At 63.3% G+C, this 21,185-nt stretch carries 17 protein-coding genes; 12 read left to right on the plus strand and 5 right to left on the minus strand.

The window, feature by feature from the left end; genetic code table 11:
• Positions 1-11 precede the first annotated feature (11 nt).
• The 3 genes from RIF72_RS10830 (at position 12) to gdhA (ending at position 3,408) form a co-directional block, all read left to right on the plus strand.
• On the plus strand, positions 12-1,238 hold the full coding sequence (locus tag RIF72_RS10830; protein ID WP_309074813.1) for an acetoin utilization protein AcuC: 1,227 nt from the start codon (positions 12-14) through the stop codon (positions 1,236-1,238).
• A gap of 76 nt (positions 1,239-1,314) precedes the next feature.
• Positions 1,315-1,863 carry a metalloregulator ArsR/SmtB family transcription factor gene (locus tag RIF72_RS10835; RefSeq protein WP_309074814.1) on the plus strand — a complete coding sequence of 183 codons (549 nt, stop codon included), beginning with the start codon at positions 1,315-1,317 and terminating at the stop codon, positions 1,861-1,863.
• 207 nt (positions 1,864-2,070) lie between these two features.
• Entirely contained in the window at positions 2,071-3,408 is a 1,338-nt protein-coding gene (gene gdhA, locus RIF72_RS10840; RefSeq protein WP_309074815.1) for an NADP-specific glutamate dehydrogenase, read from the plus strand.
• A gap of 81 nt (positions 3,409-3,489) precedes the next feature.
• Here the strand turns inward: gdhA and RIF72_RS10845 are convergent, their stop codons facing one another.
• Positions 3,490-4,836: an alpha-hydroxy acid oxidase gene (locus tag RIF72_RS10845; protein WP_309074816.1), complete on the minus strand. Its 1,347-nt coding sequence runs from the start codon at positions 4,834-4,836 to the stop codon at positions 3,490-3,492.
• A 90-nt stretch (positions 4,837-4,926) separates the two neighbouring features.
• On the opposite strand from RIF72_RS10845, the gene RIF72_RS10850 reads away from it, so the two are divergent.
• Entirely contained in the window at positions 4,927-5,625 is a 699-nt protein-coding gene (locus RIF72_RS10850; protein WP_309074817.1) for an FCD domain-containing protein, read from the plus strand.
• Between the two features lie 43 nt (positions 5,626-5,668).
• Here the strand turns inward: RIF72_RS10850 and RIF72_RS10855 are convergent, their stop codons facing one another.
• Complete coding sequence (locus RIF72_RS10855) at positions 5,669-6,700, minus strand: LacI family DNA-binding transcriptional regulator (RefSeq protein WP_309074818.1); 1,032 nt, start codon at positions 6,698-6,700, stop codon at positions 5,669-5,671.
• Between the two features lie 181 nt (positions 6,701-6,881).
• Between RIF72_RS10855 and RIF72_RS10860 the strand changes: the two genes are divergently transcribed.
• From RIF72_RS10860 to RIF72_RS10880, 5 genes are read left to right on the plus strand one after another with little or no spacing between them, the layout of a single operon-like run.
• Positions 6,882-8,288, plus strand: coding sequence for a Gfo/Idh/MocA family oxidoreductase (locus tag RIF72_RS10860; protein WP_309074819.1), 1,407 nt, complete (start codon positions 6,882-6,884; stop codon positions 8,286-8,288).
• A gap of 29 nt (positions 8,289-8,317) precedes the next feature.
• Entirely contained in the window at positions 8,318-9,316 is a 999-nt protein-coding gene (locus RIF72_RS10865; RefSeq protein ID WP_309074820.1) for an NAD(P)-dependent oxidoreductase, read from the plus strand.
• Positions 9,313-10,215: a 5-dehydro-4-deoxyglucarate dehydratase gene (locus tag RIF72_RS10870; RefSeq protein WP_309074821.1), complete on the plus strand. Its 903-nt coding sequence runs from the start codon at positions 9,313-9,315 to the stop codon at positions 10,213-10,215. Before RIF72_RS10865 ends, RIF72_RS10870 begins: the two co-directional genes overlap by 4 nt.
• On the plus strand, positions 10,215-11,384 hold the full coding sequence (locus tag RIF72_RS10875) for a mandelate racemase/muconate lactonizing enzyme family protein (RefSeq protein ID WP_309074822.1): 1,170 nt from the start codon (positions 10,215-10,217) through the stop codon (positions 11,382-11,384). The genes RIF72_RS10870 and RIF72_RS10875 overlap by 1 nt, the downstream gene beginning before the upstream one ends.
• On the plus strand, positions 11,365-12,816 hold the full coding sequence (locus RIF72_RS10880; protein ID WP_309074823.1) for an aldehyde dehydrogenase (NADP(+)): 1,452 nt from the start codon (positions 11,365-11,367) through the stop codon (positions 12,814-12,816). Before RIF72_RS10875 ends, RIF72_RS10880 begins: the two co-directional genes overlap by 20 nt.
• Positions 12,817-12,965: 149 nt before the next feature.
• Here RIF72_RS10880 and RIF72_RS10885 read toward each other — a convergent pair whose 3' ends face one another.
• Genes RIF72_RS10885 through RIF72_RS10895 form a run of 3 tightly spaced genes read right to left on the minus strand, consistent with a single transcriptional unit; the run spans position 12,966 to position 17,394 of the window.
• A complete protein-coding gene (locus RIF72_RS10885) occupies positions 12,966-14,075 on the minus strand; it encodes a M24 family metallopeptidase (RefSeq protein WP_309074824.1) in 1,110 nt (369 codons plus the stop codon).
• Positions 14,072-16,135, minus strand: a complete 2,064-nt coding sequence (locus RIF72_RS10890) for a DUF6807 family protein (RefSeq protein WP_309074825.1) — start codon at positions 16,133-16,135, stop codon at positions 14,072-14,074. The genes RIF72_RS10885 and RIF72_RS10890 overlap by 4 nt, the downstream gene beginning before the upstream one ends.
• Positions 16,132-17,394, minus strand: a complete 1,263-nt coding sequence (locus RIF72_RS10895; RefSeq protein WP_309074826.1) for a dienelactone hydrolase family protein — start codon at positions 17,392-17,394, stop codon at positions 16,132-16,134. Before RIF72_RS10895 ends, RIF72_RS10890 begins: the two co-directional genes overlap by 4 nt.
• A gap of 373 nt (positions 17,395-17,767) precedes the next feature.
• Here RIF72_RS10895 and RIF72_RS10900 point away from each other — a divergent pair, with 373 nt between their 5' ends.
• The 3 genes from RIF72_RS10900 to RIF72_RS10910 all read left to right on the plus strand — a co-directional run bounded on the left by RIF72_RS10900 (position 17,768) and on the right by RIF72_RS10910 (position 21,125).
• Positions 17,768-18,712, plus strand: coding sequence for a sugar ABC transporter permease (locus RIF72_RS10900; protein WP_309074827.1), 945 nt, complete (start codon positions 17,768-17,770; stop codon positions 18,710-18,712).
• Entirely contained in the window at positions 18,705-19,637 is a 933-nt protein-coding gene (locus RIF72_RS10905) for a carbohydrate ABC transporter permease (protein ID WP_309074828.1), read from the plus strand. Before RIF72_RS10900 ends, RIF72_RS10905 begins: the two co-directional genes overlap by 8 nt.
• A gap of 114 nt (positions 19,638-19,751) precedes the next feature.
• The gene (locus RIF72_RS10910) at positions 19,752-21,125 is read left to right on the plus strand and encodes an extracellular solute-binding protein (RefSeq protein ID WP_309074829.1); all 1,374 of its coding nucleotides are present in this window, start codon (positions 19,752-19,754) and stop codon (positions 21,123-21,125) included.
• Positions 21,126-21,185 lie beyond the last annotated feature (60 nt).

Here is a 21,185-nt window from a genome sequence, read left to right on the forward strand (position 1 = left end):
GCCTGTTCTGGATGAACTCACGGCTTGGAACAACAGCTTCCAGCATTACGCGGTCCGCACTGCCAACGACGGTGGTGTGGGATCCAGCCATGACTGCCTATAACTTTGGCCCGGGCCATCCCATGGCCCCGCAGCGGCTGGAACTGACGGCGCGGCTGGCCGAATCCCTGGGCTTGTTTGACCACGAACATGTGGCTGTTGAAGCGCCCACGGTGGCCACCGACGTCGAACTTTTGACTGTGCACAGTCGCGAATACGTGGAGGCCGTGCGCCGCGTCAGTGTGAACCCCTCGGCTCCCGAGGAGGACCGCGGCCTGGGAACCGAGGACGATCCCGCGTTCGCCGGAATGCACGAGGCCAGCGCCCGCCTCGCCGGCGGTTCGCTGCTGGCGGCAGAGACAATCCTGTCCGGCCAGGCCGTTCGCGCTGTGAACTTCAGCGGCGGGATGCACCATGCCGCACGGGACCGGGCCAGCGGCTTTTGCGTTTATAACGATGTTGCGATTGCCATCCAGAGGCTGCTTGACGGGGGTGTCCAACGAGTCATGAGCATCGACGTCGACGCCCACCACGGTGACGGGACTCAGAGTATTTTCTGGAACGACCCCCGTGTCATGACCATCAGCCTGCACGAGACGGGCCTCACTCTCTTTCCCGGGACCGGCTTTGCCAATGAAACAGGCGGACCAAACGCCCCTGGGACCGCGGTTAACGTCGCACTTCCTGCGTTTACGGGCGACGCGGCCTGGTTGCGGGCTTTCCATGCGGTGGTCCCGCAGCTTGTAGGTGCATTCCAGCCCGAAGTCATTGTCAGCCAGCACGGCTGCGATTCGCATCGCGACGATCCCTTGACGCATCTCAACCTCAGCGTTGACGGTCAGCGTGAGGCGGCTTCCGCCGTCGCCGGTCTTGCCGCCCGGTACTGCGATAACCGCTGGATCGCTACCGGGGGAGGCGGCTACGACGTCACCGGTGTTGTGCCACGCGCCTGGAGCCACCTGATCGGGATGGTGACTCAACGTCCGGTGCCGCTCAGTACGCCCGTGCCTGGATCGTGGCGGACGTACGTGAGGGAAACCTACGGCGTGTGGGCCCCGGAGTCGATGGGCGACGACGTGGACGTCTGGTGGCGCTCCTGGGAGGTCGGTTACGATCCCGCAGACGAGGTGGACCGGACTGTCATTGCCACGCGCAAAGAGATCTTCCCCCTTTACGGACTGGATCCTTGGTTCGACTGACGGTTCGGTTCAGTTGGCGCTGTAGCGCCACGAAACAGGGATGCCAATCGGCGTATATGTCGCTAGGGTGGGAGGCATGGTGACTGACGACGTATTTGCCGTCATAGCTGAGGCAACCAGGCGCGACATCCTGGTCTCCCTCCGCTCTGGGGATAAAGCTGTAGGCGAACTGGTGGAAGAACTGGCTGCGAGCCAGCCCACCATCTCCAAGCATTTGAAAGTGCTCCGCGAGGCGGACCTCGTCAGCATGCGCGCCCAGGGCCAGAAGCGCTTCTACGCGCTGAATCCCAAGCCCCTCGCCGGCGTTGCCAGCTGGCTGGAGACGTTCGACGTCGGCACTCCGGCGCCCGCCGTCGTCGCACCATCCGAGACTGCACCTGCCGAGCCGGCTGCCGCCGCTGTTGTTGTCTCCTCGCCGGAGGTCCCGGCCACCCGCACGGACGCCATCGGCCAGGCCGTTAAGGTCCATGCGAGCGGAACCCCGGTCACTTTGGATCCTGCGTCGGACGACACCGTACCGCAGCAGATCGGCCGTACCGTTGGGCGGGCCGCCACTAAGGCCGCTGATCTTTTGGCGAACCTGCCGAACTTGCCCAACCTTCCCAAGTTCGGGCGAAAGCGATAGCCAGCCTCGACTTAACGTGATCCTTATCACATTGTGAGTTTTCGTTAACGCGGCGTTTCCTTGAGTTTTCAACGATTTTCTACACTTGTGTTAACTCCTTGGCGCGGGTCACATTGGATCCGGATGGAGATCCTATGTCCCTCGGTGCAACCATGAGCGGGACTAGTCGTCTCGCCGCGGGTCGGCGCACTGAGGATAGGAACACGCATGGATTCAAGGCTCGAAGCTGTCCGCGACACCGTGTTGGCACGGAACCCGGGGGAGAAGGAATTCCACCAGGCCGTCACTGAGGTCTTCGAAAGCCTTGGCCCTGTTCATGATCGTCACCCTGAGTTCCTGGAGGGCGCTGTTCTTGAACGCCTGTGCGAACCCGAGCGACAGATCATCTTCCGCGTCCCCTGGACCGACGACGCCGGCCGCGTCCATGTAAACCGTGGCTTCCGCGTGGAGTTCAACTCCGCCCTCGGCCCTTACAAGGGCGGACTCCGATTCCACCCCTCGGTGTATCTGGGAATCGTGAAGTTCCTCGGCTTCGAACAGATCTTCAAGAACGCGCTCACAGGCATGCCCATTGGCGGCGGCAAGGGCGGCTCGGACTTCGATCCCCGGGGGCGTTCCGACGCCGAAATCATGCGCTTCTGCCAGTCCTTCATGACTGAGCTGTACCGCCATATCGGCGAGTACACCGACGTCCCGGCCGGTGATATTGGCGTGGGCGGCCGGGAAATCGGCTATCTCTTCGGCCAGTACAAGCGCATCACCAACCGCTATGAATCCGGCGTCCTCACAGGCAAGGGCATCTCGTGGGGCGGCTCCTTGGTTCGTCCCGAGGCCACCGGCTACGGCACGGTCATCTTCGCCCAGGAGATGCTCAAGACCCGTGGGCAGTCCTTCGATGGACAGCGTGTTGTGGTCTCCGGTTCAGGCAACGTCGCCATCCACGCGATCGCCAAAGCCCAGGCCTTGGGCGCAACCGTTGTGGCTTGTTCGGATTCGGCAGGCTACATCGTGGATGAGGCCGGGGTCGACGTCGAACTCTTGCGGCGGATCAAGGAAGTGGAGCGCGGGCGCCTGACGGAGTACGCCGCACGTCGGCCGGGAGCAAACCACGTTTCGGGCGGTTCCGTGTGGGACGTCAATGGCACCGTGGCATTGCCTTGCGCAACGCAGAACGAGCTCAACGGAGAGGCCGCGGCCAAGCTGGTCAGCAACGGCCTGGTCGCAGTGGCTGAAGGTGCCAATATGCCCTCCACCCGTTCAGCTGTGTCGGTCTTCCAGGAAGCCGGGATCCTGTTCGGACCGGGCAAGGCCGCGAACGCCGGCGGTGTTGCTACCTCCGCCCTGGAAATGCAGCAGAACGCCAGCCGTGACTCCTGGTCTTTCGAGCACACGGAACAGCGCCTCACCGAGATCATGGTGGGAATCCACGATCGCTGCGCCGAAACTGCCGACGAATACGGTGCGCCCGGAAACTACGTAGTGGGCGCCAACATCGGCGGCTTCGTCAAGGTGGCCGACGCAATGCTGGCCCAGGGCCTGATCTAACACCCCTTAGCCCAACTGGGTAGCAGTAGAGGCCGTTTTGAGCGTTCAAAACGGCCTCTACTGCTACTTACTTGGGTGGCTTTAGCGCTGGAGCAGCCGCACGTGGTCCGGGTTCAGGTCGGCGACCTTGCTGACGCCCAGGAGTGCCATGGTGCGGGTCATGTCCTTCTCCAGGATCTGGATGGTGCGGTCCACGCCTTCGCGTCCGCCGGCCATCAGGCCGTAGAGGTAGGCGCGGCCGATCAACGCAAAGTCCGCGCCCAAAGCAAGGGCTGCCACGATGTCCGCGCCACTCATGATGCCCGTGTCCAGCATGACGGCAGCCTTGCTGTTGTCCGCCTTCAGTGCCGTTGTGACCTCCGGCAGCAGGTGGAACGGGATGGGTGCTCGGTCCAACTGGCGTCCGCCGTGGTTGGACAGGATGATGCCGTCGGCGCCGTGGTCCACTACCTTGCGTGCATCTTCCACGGTCTGGATGCCCTTGACCACCAGCTTGCCCTTCCAGGTTTCGCGGAGCCAATCGAGGTCTTCGTAGGTCAGGGTGGGGTCGAACATCGAGTTGATGAGGTCAGCCACGGTGCCGGTGTAGCGCGAGAGCGAGGCGAACGTCAGGGGCTCGTGGGTGAGGAAATTGAACCACCAGGCCGGGCGGTATGAGGCGTCCAGGACGGTCTTGATGGTCAGTGCCGGCGGAATGGTCATGCCGTTGCGGACATCTCGGAGCCGGGCGCCCGCAACTGCGGTGTCCACGGTGACCATGAGGGTGTCATTGCCGGCCTTCGCGGCGCGCTCGATCAGCTCCAGCGAGCGGTCGCGGTCCGTCCACAGGTACAGCTGGAACCAGTTGCGGCCGTTTGGGGCGGCGGTGGCAACGTCTTCGATGGATGCTGTGCCCATAGTGGACAGGGTGTAGGGAATGCCTGCAGCTTCTGCAGCTTGTGAGCCGGCGTATTCGCCCTCCGACTGCATCATGCGTGTGAAACCCGTGGGTGCAATACCGAACGGGAGCCGCGATTCCTTGCCCAGGATGTCAGTCCGGAGATCGATCCTCGAAACGTCTCGCAGGATGCCCGGACGGAATTCTATGTCCTGGAATGCCTGGCGTGCGCGGCGGAGGGTGATCTCTTCTTCGGCAGCGCCGTCCGTGTAGTCGAAGGGTGCCTGCGGCGTGCGGCGCTTGGCCATGTCGCGCAGTTCCCAGATGGTGCTGGCGCGCTTGAGCCGGGCAGTCTTGCTGAACTCGGGCTTCTTGAACTGCATTAGCGGCGCCAGGTCGGAAACCTTGGGCACGCGGCGCTTCAGGGCAGGTGGCTGAGGCGCAGATGATTGCACGACGGCGGATTGCGGCTGCGTGGTGCGGGCCACGTTTTGATCGCTGCCGGCATTGGCTGGGGCGGCGGTGATTTTGGGGTCGAGGGTCTCGGTCATGCGGTTCTCCCTTGAATTCTGTGGTCCTACCACTGTGGTCTAACCACACTGTAATCCATGTGGTTGGACCACATCAACTAGTATTCCGTTATGCGTACCCATGAGTTGGTCCTGCAATGGATCGAGAAGCAGCTGTCTGACGGAGACCTCACTTTGGGCGGCAGGCTCCCTGGGGAGCGCGCCATGGCTGAGCAATTACAGGTTTCCCGGACCTCGGTGCGCGAGGCTGTCAGGATCCTCGAGGCGATGGGTGTGGTCCGGGCCGGCGTGGGTTCGGGCAAAGATGCCGGGACCGTGGTGATCGCCGAGCCTGGTTCTGCCCTTGGCTCCACGCTCCGCTTGCATGTAGCCACGCGCCACCTCCCTGTGGCGGACATTGTGGAGACCCGTGTGCTGCTGGAATCGTGGGCTGCGGAACGGGCCCACGTGGGGGTTCCGGCACTGGCGGAGGCCGCGGAGCTGCTGGATCAAATGGATGCCGCCCCGGATATCGACTCCTTCCTGGCTCTGGACGCGCGTTTTCATGTGGCCCTCGCTCAGGCAGCGGGCAACTCGGTGGTCAGCGCCATGATGGCATCGCTCCGGGGTGCGATCGAGAACTATGCAGGTGAGCTGACCGGAAATCTGCCCGATTGGAACGCGACGTGCAGCAGGCTTCGGGCCGAGCACCGTGCCATCCTCGCCGCTGTGAACAATAACGACGGCGGCAAAGCAGCTGAGCTTGTTGCCGCGCACATCCAGGGCTTTTACAAGGAGGCCGGCGTGGGCTCAAACCCTTCGCCGAAGTGACACTTAATGCCACTATTCGGCGGGCGAACGTTGGCATTAATTGTCAACTCGCGGGCTTGAGGGCCGGCGCCGCGGTGCTCTTGCGGATCTCCACCCTGGGGGAGAATTCGTCCTGAGCCTGGGTGGTGGCTTCGCCGGCCTGTTGGATCTGTTCCCGCATCCTCCGCCAGGCCAGGCTTCCGAGCTCATTGATGGGCACAGCCGCGGTGGTTAGCGGGGGTGTGGTGTATTTGGCGAACGGGATGTCATCGAATCCGGTTACTGAGATGTCTTCCGGGACGCGCACTCCGCGCTCGTGCAGGCCGCTGAGCAGTCCCATGGCTACGAGGTCGTTGAATGCCAGGATTCCGGTGGCACCACTGGCAACGATGGCCTCGGTGGAGTCATGGCCGGAGTCGAAGTTGGAGCCGCCATAGAGCATCTGCAATTCAATCTCCGGGTGCTCCTTGCGGAATTGGTCCAGGCCCACCAAGCGTTGGCGATTGGATGAACTATGCTCCGGGCCGGAGAGGAACACCAAGCGGCGGTGGCCCAAAGTCACCAGGTGCTGCGCCAGTTCCTGGATGCCCTGCCCGTAGTCCACGCTCAGGCTTGGAGTATTGGTGGCGATGGTGGTGCGGTTGATCAGCACCAGCGGATGCAGGGTGGGGGCCAACTCCTCGAGCTCGGCATCGCTCATGCGGGGGGCGCAGAGCACCACGCCATCGCAGCGACGGCGTGCCTCGCCGGCAAGGATGGCTTCCTCGCTGGTAACTTCCGAGGAGTCGGCTATGAGGACGCGGTACCCGTCCTGGGCGGCCGCGATGCTGAGCCCGCGGAGGATTGCCTGAAAGGTGGGGTTGGCCAGGTCCGGAACCACGATTCCAATGGTGTCTGTCTTACCGAGTGCCAGGCTGCGCCCCACGGGGTTGGGTTGATATTTCAATTCAACTGCGGCGGCGCGAACCCGGGCGGCAATACCGGGGTCCACGGCGGCATTACCGTTCATGACGCGTGAAACGGTGGCGTGCGAGACGCCCGCCTTCTCTGCGACATCGGCGATGCCGACGCGCCTGTTGGTGTTCCTGCGTGCCATGTGGCCCCTTCCCATTGCTCGCCTCCCGCATGCTCCGTCGTTGGAGCAGTGGTTGACGTGACCACCAGAGTCTTGATACAAAGCTTATAACGCTCTGAGAAAACGCTTTCTCATGATTCTTCCCACACGAAGCCGGGCCGTCAAGCGGTTCACTCCTGCCTTTCTGAAAGGGGCACCCCACATGGTCAACGTCGACTCAGCCGAAACCCAGGCCCAATCTGCCGAAACGACTACCCAAGCCCCCAAGCGGACCCGCATCGCCCTCATCGGCACCGGCGGGCGCTCGGAAATGTACATCCGGGCTATCTTCGGCCAGCACGCGGACGTCGCCGAACTCATTGCCCTCTCCGACGTCAACCAGGGCCGCGTGGACTTCTACCAGGACCTGATCATGGAACTCGGCGGAACTGAGCCCGTGGCTTCCTTTGCCCCTGGCGAGCTCGCCAACTTCATCCAGTCCAACGGCATCGAGCGCGTCATCGTCACGACGCCCGACTACACCCACGCGGACTACATCGTGGAAGCGCTCGAGGCTGGCGCCGACGTCGTGGTTGAAAAACCTTTGACCATCGATGTGGAAGGCTGCCGCCGCATCACCGAGGCCGTGGCGAAGACAGGCAAAAACGTGGTGGTGACCTTCAACTACCGGTACTCGCCGCGCAACACGGCTTTGAAGGAAGTCATCCAGAACGGCGTGATCGGCAAGGTCACGTCCGTCGACTTCAGCTGGGTGCTGGATACCGTGCACGGAGCAGACTACTTCCGCCGCTGGCACCGCGAAAAGAAGAACTCCGGTGGCCTGCTCATCCACAAGGCGTCCCACCACTTCGACCTCGTCAACTGGTGGATCAACGACGTCCCGGAGCGAGTTTTCGCTTCCGGTGGCCTGCGCTTTTACGGTGAAAAGAATGCTGCCGAGCGAGGTTTGGGAGAGCGCCCCGAGCGCGGAACCGTTGATGGCCTGGGCCACGATCCCTTCCGCCTGGACATGCGCGAGGATGAGCGCCTGAAGGCCCTGTACTACGACAATGAAAAGTTTGACGGCTACATCCGCGACCAGGACGTGTTCACCGAGGGCATCACCATCGAGGACAACCTCGCCCTCGTGGTGGACTATCAGGGAGGCCCCACGCTTTGCTACTCCCTGAACGCCCACAGCCCGTGGGAAGGCTACCGCGTCACCGTCAACGGCACCGAGGGCCGGGCCGAACTCGAAGTGGTGGAACGCGCCGCCGTCGAGTCCAGCACCGATAAGAAGACCGTAGTGGACCCGAGCGCCACGCCCATCGAGGAAGATGACGCAGTGCGCCGGAACGGCGAGCGCCTGGTGGTTCAACGCCATTGGGAAGCGGCGTACGAAGTTCCGATCGTCAACGGCGAAGGCGGCCATGGCGGCGGCGACAATCTGTTGCTCTCGGACCTCTTCAACGGACCGGGCGTCGATCCTCTGGGCCGTCCTTCCGGCTACATCGATGGCCTCCGCTCCGTGTCGGTGGGTATTGCCGGTAACAAGTCCTTGGATTCCGATCTTCCCGTCCGCATCAGTGAACTTGGCCTCGGCGTCGATCTCAGCCGCGGCCAGGCCTGACCGTTCACTACCCAAGCAAGGAAAAGACAATGAGCAGGATTTTCGTCACCGGCGGTTCCGGCAGGCTGGGCCGCAGCGTTGTGGCCGGACTCGCCGACGCGGGACACAAGGTGATTTCCGTGGACCAGGACGCTATCCCGGCTGAGCAGTTGCCGGCCGGGGCCGAGCAGTACACGGCAGATCTCTTGGCGCCTGGGGAGGCGGAGCGGCTGATCCGCGAAACAGCGCCCGACGCCGTCATTCACCTCGCTGCTATTGCCGTGCCTTTCAGTGCGCCTGAGGACGTTATTTTCAGCACGAACACCCGGCTCGCCTATGCAGTAGTCAGCGCGGCCACAAACGCCGGTGTCCCCAAGATCGTGACGGCAAGCAGCCCCACTGCCCTGGGCTATGGCTCACCGGCGGGGTGGCTGCCGCCGTCGTTCCCTTTGAATGAGCAGACGCCGCCCAAGCCGTGGAACGCGTACGCGCTGTCCAAGCTGATTGCCGAGCAGACCGTGCAGATGTTCGCTGCCGCCCAGGGCAACAAGATCAGGTATGCGGCATTCCGCCCGTGCTACGTCATTTCCCCGGAGGAGTGGGAAGGGGCGCTGACCCAACAAGGGCACACAGTCCGTGAGCGGCTTCAGGATCCGGCACTGTCCGCACCCGCGTTGTTCAACTATGTAGACGCACGGGACGTGGCCGACTTCCTGGACGTGCTGCTGGACAAGATGGACGCCATCCCTAACGGCGAAGTGTTCTTCGTTGGCGCGAAAGACGCTTTGGCCACAGCGCCTTTGGCTGGACTGTTCCCGCGATTCCTACCTGGTAGCGGACCCCTGACTGAAAACTTGAGGGGTACCAGCCCGGCGTTCTGTATCGATAAGGCCCGGGAACTCCTGGGCTGGGAGCCGAAGAGAACCTGGCGCACCGAACTTTCGCCGCCGTTCGAGGGCGAAGACACAGCAGCACTCAACCAAGCAGCACTCGATGACGAGACCCCCGCCGGCCTGGTTCCGGCGGGAGCAACCAAGGAGACACCATGAACTTCGACGGCGTACTGTTCTTCCCCGTCACTCCCTTCGCTGAAGACGGCACGGTAGATGTGGTGCTGCTCAAGGAGCACATCACCTCCAGGCTTCCGTTCGGCCCGGGCGGTGTGTTTCCCGCGTGCGGCACGGGCGAATTCCATGCGCTCTCACTTGAGGAGATCCGCACCGTGGTGACTGCCGCCGTCGAGGCCGTTGCGGGAGCCGTCCCCGTAGTCTCCGGTGCTGGCGGACCTTTGGGTCACGCCATTGCTGCTGCGAAGGTGGCCGAGGAAGCCGGCGCAGATGCCCTCCTGGTGCTCCCGCCGTACCTGGTCACCGGTCCCACCGACGGCGTTGTGGCCTACGTCGAAGCCATTGCCGCCGCTAGCAGCCTTCCCGTCATTGTGTACCACCGCGGCACGGCCAAGTTCACCGCAGAGGCCATCACCCGACTTACGGCCAACCCGAAGGTGGTTGGTTTCAAGGACGGAATCGGCGACGTCGGCCTTGCCCAGGAAATCGTCTCTGCGATCAACGCCAGCGGCCGCACTGACTTTGCCCTGTTCAATGGCCTGCTGACGGCCGAACTGACCCAAGGCGCTTACCGCGGCCTCGGCATTCCCCTGTACTCCTCGGCCGCATTCGCCATGGCCCCGGAAATCGCCAAGGCCTACTACGACGCGTACGTGTCCGGAGACGAGTATCGCCGCCACGCCTTGCTGGAAGGTTTCTATGCTCCGCTGGTCCGGCTCCGCGACCAGACTCCCGGCTTCGGGGTTTCGCTCATTAAGGCAGGGCTGCGCTTGGCCGGGCTTCCCGTTGGCTCGGTTCGTCCGCCCTTGGTGGACCCCTCCGAGGAACAACTACTGGAACTCAAATCCATTCTGGCCAAGGGCCATGAGCTGGCCAGCTGATGCCGGCCCGCATTACGGGCCTCACAACCCGGCTGATCACGGTCCCGCTGCTGCGCAGCTGGGGTGCTGAGGCGCCAGAGAACCACATCATTGTCACCGAACTAACTACCGACGACGGCGGCACCGGCCACGGATTCTCGTGGACACCCACCATTGGTCCCCAGGCAGTCAAGGCCCTCCTGGATCACGACATCGCCCCGTTCATTCCGGGCTTGGAAGCCAACCCGGAAATCGTGTGGGACCAAGTTTGGAAGCGGCTGCACGAAGCCGGTGGGGGCGGCCTCACCACCATTGCCATGGCTGGCGTTGACCTGGCACTTTGGGACTTGAAAGCACGGCAGGCCGGCTCATCCGTCACGGGCCTTCTCGGCCAACGCCAGGAGTCCGTGGAGGTGTACGGCTCTGGAGTGAATCTCCACTACACACTGGATCAGCTCATCGAGCAGGCACAGCGATGGGTGGCCGCCGGGCATAATGCCGTGAAGATCAAGGTAGGCAAGCCCGAGCTCCGGGAAGACGCCGAGCGCGTTGGCGCTGTCAGGCAGGTCATCGGACCGGACCGGCTTCTCATGATCGACGCCAACCAGCGATGGGACCTCGCCCACACCTTCCGTGCTTTGGATGTTTTGGGGGAGTACGGACTGGAATGGTTGGAAGAGCCCCTCCGCGCTGACGACCTTTGGGCCTACCGGCGTTTGCGCAAGCAGTCACCGGTGCCCATTGCCTTGGGTGAGAACGTCCACACCATCTACCGTTTCCGCGACTTCATTGAAGCCGAGGCGGTGGACATTATCCAGCCCAACATTGTCCGAGTGGGGGGCATTACCCCTTTCCGCAGGATCGTTGAGTTGGCCCGCGCCAACAGCATCAGGGTGGCGCCGCACCTGCTCCCGGAGCTCTCCGGGCAGCTGGCGCTCACTCTGGCCGACGCCGTGAGCGTGGAGGACGTGGAAGACGCCTCCTTCGAACAGCTGGGCATCCTGGCCGGGCCCTCGCCGGTAAGGATCAGCAACAGCAACGGCCGAAGCAGGCTCAGCAGCACAGGCCGTCCGGGGCTCGGCTTCGAATTCAACGGAAAGCCCGCACCGCTGCCCGCAACTGAGGGCGCCACCCCTGAGACCGCCGCCCCTGAGAGTAAAGGAAACCGCATTGAGTACAGCAACTCTTGACCTGACCGCCATTACGGCCGCAGCCACCGAGGCTGCAAAAGTGACCGCAGCAGCTTCCGACGCCGAACGCGCCGCCTGGCTGAACGCCGTCGCCGACGCCCTGGACGCCAACGTCACTGAACTGGTGGCGATCGCCGATTCCGAGACGAGCCTGGGCACTGTCCGGCTCACGGGCGAGGTAGCGCGGACCAGCGGTCAGCTCCGGTTGTTCGCCAACGTCATCACCGAGGGCTCGTACCTGGAAGCGGTCATTGACCACGCTGACCCGACCACCACCCCGCCCAAGCCTGACTTGCGCCGCATCCTGCGTCCGATCGGGCCGGTAGCCGTGTTCTCGGCGTCGAACTTTCCGTTCGCTTTCTCCGTGGCAGGTGGCGACACCGCCTCCGCGCTGGCAGTGGGCTGCCCGGTGATCGTCAAAGCCCACTCGGGACACCTCCGATTGTCCGAGCGGACAGCTGAGATCGTCAGCGAAGCCTTGCTCAAGTCTGGCGCGCCGGAAGGAATCTTCGCCCTCGTCAGCGGGCGCGAAGCAGGCACAGCCCTGGTTCAAGACTCCGCCATCAAAGCCGTTGGGTTCACTGGCTCCATTCCCGGCGGACGCGCGTTGTTCGATCTCGCTTCCTCCCGTCCTGAACCGATCCCGTTTTACGGGGAGCTCGGCAGCCTGAACCCCGTGGTCATCACGGCGGACGCGCTCGCGGAACGTGGACAGCAGCTCGCTGCCGGATTGGCGGGCTCATTCACCATGGGCGCCGGACAGTTCTGCACCAAGCCGGGGCTCGTATTCATCCCGGCCGGCACGGACTTCGCCTCGCACCTGGCGGAGGCCAGCAAAGACAAGCCCACCGCTGCCATGCTCACCGAACGCATCGCCGAGGCCTACCCGGACGGGCTGCGGAACGTAGCCGACCAGCCTGGCGTCGCCGTCGTCAGTGGAACGGTGCAGCAAGACAGCCTGGCCGACGGCGCCGCGCCAGTGGTGTTCTCCACGAGCGCCGCGAACGTCCTGGAACGGCCCGAGGAGTTGTTGGAAGAGTGCTTCGGCCCCACCACGCTGCTCATCGAGTACGCCAACCAGGAGGAACTGTCCGCGACGCTGGCGAAGGTCCCGGGCAGCCTGACGGGCACGGTGCATGCACAGCCGGGTGAGGACGTTTCCGCTCTTGTAGAGCAGCTCAGCTGTCTCGCCGGTAGGGTCCTCTTCGACGGCTGGCCCACGGGTGTTGCCGTGAATTGGGCTCAGCAGCACGGTGGCCCCTACCCGGCCACGACGTCCTTGTTCACTTCCGTGGGCGCCACTGCTGTACGCCGGTTTCAGCGTCCGGTGGCTTACCAGGATGCTCCGGAGACTGTCCTGCACCCGGCGCTGCACGACGCCAACCCGCTGGGCATCCCCAGGCGCGTGGACGGCGTGCTAACGCTCAGCTAACGTACCCGCAATCACCCAGGTAGGTCGCAGTTCAGGCCGTTCTGAACTCTCAGAACGGCCTGAACTGCGACCTAGTTGGGTTGGGGCAGGCGAAAAGGGGCGGGGTCACCATCGCGGTGACCCCGCCCCTTTCGTGGTGGGTGCGGGTGTTACGGGCGCAGCGTCAGAGGACGACGGCGGCCGTCCACTTCGGTGGTCGGCCAACGCTGGTCAGTGGTCAGGACACGCAGGCCGGAATCCGTGAGCAGCACCGTGTCCTCGATCTTCACGCCAGGCCCTGACGGGTTCCACGTGAAGGGCTGGTTGAGCACCACCGTGTCCGTGACGTCAGCGGTGACCCTGGGGTCGCGGCCCGCATAGCCCGCGGGCCCGCCCTGGTGGTGAAGCGTCCACTGGTCCTCGCCAAAGCCGTGCCGCGCATAGGCCAGCTTGATCTCGGCGAAGATCTCGTTGAGCTTGGCCCCCGGAACTGTGGCCCGGAAGATGTCGGCCTCAACAGCGGCGATGCGTGCCTCGGCGTCGAGCTCCCGGGGAGTGCCGGCGTCGAACGCTACCCAACGGGTGACGTTGGCAACCAAGCCGTTCCGGCGCGCGCACACCACGGCCATGGCGCGGCGTCCGATGGGGGAGTGCGTGGCAAGCGGGTGCCGGAAGTCGCTCCGGGACGCACCATTGCAAAGTAGGACAAGCGGCTCGGCACCCACCGCCACAATCCGCGCTGCCAGCTCCGAGACGAGCTGGAATTCCGTGGTTTCCGGTGTCACAGCAGTGAGGACATCCGTCATGGCGGCTGCGGCGTCTGCGGAGAGTCGGGCATAACGGACGGTCTCCGCGGGCAGGAGCTGCTGCCGGGCTGCGCGAAGTTCGGCCGTGACGGCCGCTTCCGTCAGCGGGTTGCCATCAACAGCCAAGTCTGCCGCGGCCGCCTGCAACTGGCCGTGCCACGGAACCGTGTCCAGGCTGACGCCGCCCGGCAATTCCTCCGCAGCAATCCGTCCGGCCTCATTGTTGAACGTGACCAAATGGTCGCCGGAACGGTCCACCAAAAGGGCCGCGATGGGGTCGCCGGCCAGGCTGATATGGACCCGGCTGCCGTCCAGGTACCAAGTAAGGGCCGTGTTGGTCGTGAGTAATAGCGAGTCGCAGCCCGCAGCGTCCAGGATGTCGAGCACCCGCTGGCGCTTTACTGCGCGGTCGGCAACGTTGCCGGGCGCAGTGACGGCAGTCTGGGCCGGCGTTATTTGAGTAGGCGTGGTCATGCCGATTCCCCCAAGGTAGTGATGAGTTGTTCGATGTCTTGTGTTGCCAAAAAGCCGTCCGCGATGAGCACGGTGACTGTTCGATGGACCGGATGGCCTGGCTCTGTGGATACGGGCGCATCCCACGCTACGGACAGCCCGACACCGGGATAGCCTGAGTGCCGCACGAACCAAGGGTCAGGGGCTTGGGGTGCTGCGAGAAACACAAGCGTGGCGGGGTGGCCTAGCCCGGGATCGCCGACGTAGTGGGAGGCCCCGGCGTGTCCGGCGTCGAACGTCCCAGACCAAGCCAGCCACGGTGCGACGCTGCCGTGTACGGCGTCCTCCCCCCTCGAATCGGGAGTCCAGATGGTGGCGTCGCCAACCTTCGGCAGCCGCCAGAAGAAACCGCCGTAACCGCCTTGCGGCCGCCCGTTGGAGCCGGGGCTGCCCAGCAGCACCGGACGCCCCGTGGCGGACTCCAGCGCGAAGTCCAACGTCAGTTTCCACGCTGAATTCCCGACGGCGGCCCACCGCCACTCCCGCTGTTCGCGGAGTACCGGCGATCCGTCGGGTCCGAGCCAGCTCAACTGTTCGCGCCGCTCTCCGTCAGCGTTCTCCGCGGCTTCAACCACGATCCGCCCGTGGTCTTTCCGCCAGACGTAGGCCCCGGCGTCGCGGGTGTAAGTGCGGCCGCCCCAGAAGTTGATGCCGTCAACGTCCTGGAGGGCGACGCCTGCTCCGAGGTGCCACACGTGGTCCTCGGGGAGGTGATCGGTGACCACAGTCCCGGCGAGCGTGCGCACCGGATGTAGGTAGGGCCGCGGCGACGAAGTAGGCCGGACGTTGGTGCCGTCCTGCAAAGTGGCGACGGGTGTGCCGTCAACGTCGAGGGTTGGTCGGCCGGACATAGTCCAAGGCGCGCCGAGTTCAGCGAACGTGGCCTGTCCTAAGGCTGCCCGGCGGATTAGCGACTCGATGCCATGCACTACGGCGTGGGCGTCGCCGGTGCCTTCCCAAGTGATGAAGTCCGAAGGTATCTCCTGGGGTTCATCGGCCGTTCGGATGGCCTCCAGGACTGACACATAAGCGCCGGATGCGGACAGCGGGCTGAGGAGATCCTGGTCTGTGCGGGCAGCCAGCAGGTTCTCCAGCAGGTCGGTCCTTCCGAACGTCTCGGTCCTGACACCCTGTGGAGAGGAGACCTCCAGGCGGTCCTCCGTATAGAAGAGCGTGAGCTGCCCCAGCGTCCCGTAAATGGTGACCGACGGCGCGGACTGCACGGGAGCGCAGAGCGTCAAGGCGCAGGTCAGGACAGTACCGCCCGTGGTTGCCGGCCCATCTGCCGTTCGGACCCTCACCACGGAGGTGTCGTCGCTTTCGGTGTCGTTTGCCCGGTAGAGGTCGGTATCCACGGATTCAACGTCCGCCACAGTCCGGGCGCCAGCCAGGCGTAACCCCGTAGCCACCGCGTGGGCCAAGGCGTTGGTCGCCACTCCGTCCACCACATCGATCCCGTTGAGGCTGCGTTTTCCTGCCCACCGGGACCGCTTGAAGTACGCCTTGCTCCGCAGCCACTGCCCCGTGGCGCTGATGCCGCGGACCTCCCCGATTTCACCGGATTCCACCAGAGTTTCGATCGCAGGCAGGGCCTCTGAACCCAGGCTCTGGAAACCCACCTGTACCAAGCTGCCCGCGCTCGCGGCCGCTGCCATGAGCACTTCGTATTGCGCCATGGACGCCACCGGTGGCTTCTCCAAGTAGACGTTGGCCCCGGCTCGGAGAGCAGCGAGAGCAAGCGGCGCGTGAGTCTGGATAGGTGTGGAGACGATGACGACGTCAGGGGCAGTTCCCGCAGCCAGGAGCTCGTCAAGGGAAGCGAAGACCGCGACGTCGGGGTCAAGCGTTTCGTCTTCCGGGGGTTGCGGATCGGCGACTGCCACCAGTTCGAGGGCACGGTCAGCACTTAGGCGAGCAAGGTTTTCGAGGTGCCGTTCGCCGAAGCCGTGCACGCCCACGAGTGCAATGCGAGGGAGGCGGGCTTCGCCCTCCGCTGTGGTGGCGGTGAGGGGTTGTGTCATTGGTCTGTCCTAGTGGAATCAGGTGTGGGCTTACTGGTGGTTTGGCCGGGCTGCAGGGCTGCGGCTAGGAAGGACGCAGCCTCGTCCTGCATGGCCGGGGTGAAAACATGGGGTTCCTGCCAAAAGCTGCCCGTGTACCGGGCCGGCAAGTTCTCCAGGAGATGGTGATGGGCATCGCGCATTCCCTGTTCGGGGAAAAGCTGGTCAGCCAGCCCGTACTGGACCAGGATCGTGGCATTGGAGCGCGCTGCCAGATCCGGCCAGTCCCCGAGCTTTACTAGCCCAGGAGTGTGCAGCAACCATGAGTGTGCGTCCAGGTGGGAAGGCAGCAGTGAGCCGAACGTGGTCATCATGCACGTCACCACGTAACTGCGGATCAGCGGGCTCAGCGCACCGAGCACCATCGCCCGCCCGCCACCGCCGGAGAAGCCCAGGCAGCCAAGCCGATCCATGTCTACGCCCGGCAGTGACGCGAGGATACCCAATGCCGCGAGGTCGTCGTGCGCAACGGTCCCGGCAACACTGGTACCGATCAGTGTTGCGGCTTTCGCCACCGTTTCCTCGTGGGCGGCAGCAGCTGCGTTGTATTGTTCCGTTGCGGAAGGTACGACGCCGGCCTCCCGCCAGAGTGCGTTCTGGCCGCTGACAGCATTGGCAGTCCGCCAAGGAAGGGGATCGAATTCGAAGTGGCGACTGCCCCACATGAAAGTGTCGTGGGCAAGGACGGCGAAGCCCTGTTGAGCCAACCATGTGGCGAGTGCCCGGCCGCCATAGAGCTTTGCCCTGATATCGAGGGGCGGCAATGCAAGCGACGCAGAACCGGGGGCACTGCCGGGCTTTCCGCCTGAGGGCGCGCCGCCGTCGGGATTATTCATGCCGTGGGAATCGTTCAGACCAGCCGGGAGGGACACGAGTCGCGCAGCACCGTACGCCTTGATCCCGCCGTGGCAGTGCAGAGCGAGCAATCCAGGCAGGGACTCGGCGGCGCCGGCCGGCCGCACGAACCAAGCGGACGTCCTTGGCCCGAAACCCAACTGCCACTGCAGACGCGAGGTGATGACGCCGTCGTGCTCTGATTCGGAGTGCACCGCGTACGCGAGGTCCGGTGTTACAGCGGGTACACCGAGCGCGCCAGCGAGCTGCGCGGCTTCATTGGAGTCAGCGGTGAGCGGGTTCCGGGCGACGTAGGCGGGCCAATCCTCATAGCCAGGCAATGCGCTGGGGCGGGTGGGGGATGCTGCCATGTCAACGGCGGTCATGGCAGGCGGAGTCAGTGGGAAACATTAGTGTCCTGCCTTATCGATGCGAAGGGTGTGCTGCAGCGCACGCCGGACTTGGTCAGCGTGGAAAAACAAGCTGAAGCGGTTCCGTAAGAAAACGCTTTCTCAAAAATTAGCAAAAGGCTGTACATGGGTCAAGAAAACGTTTACTTTGGTACGGAGCCGCTGAACACCGGGACCTGAGCCTGGCGCTTTAGAGGGGTTGCGCCATAGCACTGGCCGCGTCCTGGACGGCAAGAACCAACCACACTTGTACTCCGTGGATGGCCACGATGACCAAAGGAGACCACATGGCCGCTGTACTACGCACGGGGACGCCGCAAGGCGTTCGCGCTCCGGTGAGGGGGAAGCAATGAGTGCCATAGGCGAACTCTCCACGATGACCCGGCGCAAGGGTCCCATGTCCAAAGAAGAGAAGAAGGCGAACGGCCGCGACAACAAAGCCGCCTACGTTTTCCTCCTTCCTTGGCTGGTTGGCCTGGTCGCCATCACCGTGGGGCCCATGCTGATGTCGTTGTATTTGTCCTTCACGGACTACAACCTTCTGCAGCCGCCGGAATGGGTGGGGCTGGATAACTTCGTCCGCATGTTCGGCGATGCCCGCCTCCACAACTCGCTCCGCGTCACGTTCACGTACGTGTTGGTGGGTGTGCCTCTCCAGTTGGGTGTTGCCTTGCTGATTGCCCTGGTCCTGGATAAGGGCTTGCGCGGACTGCCTTTCTACCGCTCCATTTTCTACTTGCCGTCCCTGCTGGGAGGATCGGTTGCAGTTGCCATCCTGTGGAAGCAGATCTTCGGCACCACAGGTCTGGTCAACCAGGTCCTGGCGATGGTAGGCATTGAGGGGCCGGGTTGGATCTCGGACCCTAATACCGCCTTGGGTTCCATCATCCTGCTGCATGTCTGGACGTTCGGCAGCCCCATGATCATCTTCCTCGCCGGCCTTCGCCAAATCCCGGTGATGTACTACGAGGCCGCCAAAGTTGACGGCGCCACCACGCTGCAGCAGTTCTGGCGGATCACCCTCCCGATGCTGAGCCCCATCATCTTCTTCAACCTGGTGCTTCAGATCATCGGCTCGTTCCAGTCGTTCACGCAGGCGTTCATCGTCTCCGGCGGCAACGGCGGCCCGTCCGACTCCACCATGTTCTTCACCCTGTACCTGTACCAAAAGGGCTTCGGTCAATTTGATATGGGCTACGCCTCAGCGATGGCCTGGTTCCTGTTGGTCATCATCGGCGTCTTCACCGCCATCAACTTCATCGCTTCAAAGTATTGGGTGTTCTACGATGACTAAGCTCCAGACCCTCCCCGCCGCCTCCGATTCCTCCTCCGGGAAGGACGGAAAAAGCCCGCGACGCCGTGAATCTCCGGGCAGCCTGGCCTTCAGCCGCAGCGCCCGCATCAAGGGCTTGGTCAAGCACGCCATCCTGATCATTGTGGGCGGGGTGATGATCTACCCGCTGCTGTGGATGGTGGTTTCCTCCCTGCGCCCCAACGACCTCATCTTCCGCGAACCCGGCCTGTGGCTGGAGAGCCTGGAGATGAGCAACTACACCGATGGTTGGTCTGCCCTGACACACCCGTTCGGGCACTACATGATCAACTCCGCAGTGGTGGTTCTCGGCTCGATCCTTGGCAACCTGATCTCCTGCTCCATGGCCGCCTACGCCTTCGCCCGCCTGCAGTTCAGCGGTAAGAAGATCTTCTTTGGCATCATGCTGCTGACCATCATGCTTCCGTTCCACGTGGTGATCGTGCCGCAGTACATCCTGTTCTCGCAGATCGGCTGGGTGAACACGTTCTGGCCGCTGATTGTGCCCAAACTCCTTGCGACGGACGCGTTCTTCGTGTTCCTGATGGTCCAGTTCATTCGGGGCATTCCGAAAGACCTTGATGAGGCAGCCCGTATTGACGGTGCCGGCCACCCCAGGATCTTCCTCCGCGTCATACTGCCCCTGATGGTTCCGGCCCTGGCCACCACCACCATCTTCACGTTCATCTGGACCTGGAACGACTTCTTCGGCGCCCTGATCTATCTCACGGACCCGGACATGTTCACGGTTCCAGTTGCCCTTCGGGCGTTCGTTGACTCACAGTCGGCAACCAGCTGGGGATCGCTCTTCGCGATGTCTATTGTGTCCCTGCTACCGGTGTTCCTGGTCTTCCTCTTCGGCCAGCGGTTCCTCATCAAGGGCATCGCAACCACCGGCATCAAATAGAGCAAGTACGACAAGTTCGGTATCTTGTAATACAAGATTGTGACTTGTATCATAATTGCAACGAGAAAACGCTTTCTCAGTTTGCATCGAGATCAAAGAAGATCGGAGACAACAGTGCCGGTAAATCCAAAGGGTGAAGCAGTCGCCCCCGCAACTGCCTCAAAAGTCCGTGCTTCAGCGCAGAAGGGCAAGCGCAGGCTTCGTGCCTCAGCTCTCGTTGCGGCAACAGCTGCCGCAGTCCTCGCGCTCACGGCTTGCGGTGGGGGCGGAGGACCGGAAGCGAAGAGTGCCGATGGCAAGGTGGAGCTTCGCTTTTCATGGTGGGGCGGAGACAAACGCGCCCAGCTGACGCAGGAAGCAATAGCTGCCTTCGAGGCCGAGAATCCCAACATCAAGATCAAGCCGGAATACGGCGACTGGAGTGGTTACTGGGATAAGTTGGCCACCCAGGTTGCGGCCAACGATGCTCCGGACATCATTCAGATGGATGAAAAGTACATCACCGAATACTCCAGCCGCGGCGCACTGCTGGACCTCTCCAAGTACGACGTCGATACGTCCAAGCTGGATGAGGCCGCGTTGAACGCAGGCAAGGGCGAAGACGGACTGACCGGCATAGCCGCCGGCATCAATGCCGCCACCATCCTCGCGAACCCGGCGGTCTTCCAAGCTGCTGGCGTCCCGCTTCCTGACGACAAGACATGGACCTGGGAAGACTTTGAACGGATTGCGGCCGAGGTAACCGCCAAGTCCCCGAAGGGAACGTATGGCGCGGCTGCCTACGGCACGGACGAAGCTTCCCTTGGTGTGTGGCTGCGACAGAACGGCAAGTCGCTTTACACCGCGGACGGCAAGCTTGGTTTTGAGCCCGCGGACATCAAGGGCTACTGGGAACTTCTTAAGCAGATGAGCGAAAACAAGGCGGTACCCACCGCCTCGGAGATCGTTGAAGCTGAAGCTGCACCGCTGGATCAGAGCGGACTGGCCACGGGTAAGAACGGCATGGCGTTCTGGTGGTCCAACCAACTTCCGGCTCTCGAAAAGGCTGCTGGTGGCGAGTTGCAGATCCTCCGCTTCCCCTCAAAGACCGGCAAGGCTGAAGATGCCGGGCTCTGGTACAAGGCATCGCAGTTCTGGTCCGCTTCCTCCCGGACCAAGCACCCTGAAGAGACGGCCAAGTTCATTGACTTCCTCACCAACAACGTCAAGGCCGGCGAGATCCTGCTTGCTGACCGTGGTGTGTACCCGAACTCTGACGTCCGCGAGGCAATTGCTCCCAAGCTGGCCAAGGCAGACGTGAAGGTGGTCGACTTCATCGGCGCCATCAAGGAAGAACTCGGGGAGGCTCCGGCAGCCCCGCCGAAGGGCGCCGGCGCCATCCAGGAAATCATCAAGCGCTACACCTCCGAGGTCATGTTCAACAGGCTCTCGGAGGAAGAAGCAGGCAAGAAGGCCGTGGATGAAATGAAGTCCGCGATCGGAGCCTAGCTTTTTCGAAGGGGAACCGCGCCCAGGGTTGGTCATTAGTGATCTGCCCGGGCGCGGTTC

It is taken from the genome of Paenarthrobacter sp. (assembly GCF_031180005.1).
Lineage (GTDB): Bacteria > Actinomycetota > Actinomycetes > Actinomycetales > Micrococcaceae > Arthrobacter.

Excerpts from the sequence above, each read along its gene's own strand:
- RIF72_RS10830 (WP_309074813.1), top strand. The coding sequence starts at position 12 with ATGAACTCACGGCTTGGAACAACAGCTTCCAGCATTACGCGGTCCGCA.
- RIF72_RS10835 (WP_309074814.1), top strand. The coding sequence starts at position 1,315 with ATGGTGACTGACGACGTATTTGCCGTCATAGCTGAGGCAACCAGGCGC.
- gdhA (WP_309074815.1), top strand. The coding sequence starts at position 2,071 with ATGGATTCAAGGCTCGAAGCTGTCCGCGACACCGTGTTGGCACGGAAC.
- RIF72_RS10845 (WP_309074816.1), bottom strand. The coding sequence starts at position 4,836 with ATGACCGAGACCCTCGACCCCAAAATCACCGCCGCCCCAGCCAATGCC.
- RIF72_RS10850 (WP_309074817.1), top strand. The coding sequence starts at position 4,927 with ATGCGTACCCATGAGTTGGTCCTGCAATGGATCGAGAAGCAGCTGTCT.
- RIF72_RS10855 (WP_309074818.1), bottom strand. The coding sequence starts at position 6,700 with ATGGCACGCAGGAACACCAACAGGCGCGTCGGCATCGCCGATGTCGCA.
- RIF72_RS10860 (WP_309074819.1), top strand. The coding sequence starts at position 6,882 with ATGGTCAACGTCGACTCAGCCGAAACCCAGGCCCAATCTGCCGAAACG.
- RIF72_RS10865 (WP_309074820.1), top strand. The coding sequence starts at position 8,318 with ATGAGCAGGATTTTCGTCACCGGCGGTTCCGGCAGGCTGGGCCGCAGC.
- RIF72_RS10870 (WP_309074821.1), top strand. The coding sequence starts at position 9,313 with ATGAACTTCGACGGCGTACTGTTCTTCCCCGTCACTCCCTTCGCTGAA.
- RIF72_RS10875 (WP_309074822.1), top strand. The coding sequence starts at position 10,215 with ATGCCGGCCCGCATTACGGGCCTCACAACCCGGCTGATCACGGTCCCG.
- RIF72_RS10885 (WP_309074824.1), bottom strand. The coding sequence starts at position 14,075 with ATGACCACGCCTACTCAAATAACGCCGGCCCAGACTGCCGTCACTGCG.
- RIF72_RS10890 (WP_309074825.1), bottom strand. The coding sequence starts at position 16,135 with ATGACACAACCCCTCACCGCCACCACAGCGGAGGGCGAAGCCCGCCTC.
- RIF72_RS10895 (WP_309074826.1), bottom strand. The coding sequence starts at position 17,394 with ATGACCGCCGTTGACATGGCAGCATCCCCCACCCGCCCCAGCGCATTG.
- RIF72_RS10900 (WP_309074827.1), top strand. The coding sequence starts at position 17,768 with ATGAGTGCCATAGGCGAACTCTCCACGATGACCCGGCGCAAGGGTCCC.
- RIF72_RS10905 (WP_309074828.1), top strand. The coding sequence starts at position 18,705 with ATGACTAAGCTCCAGACCCTCCCCGCCGCCTCCGATTCCTCCTCCGGG.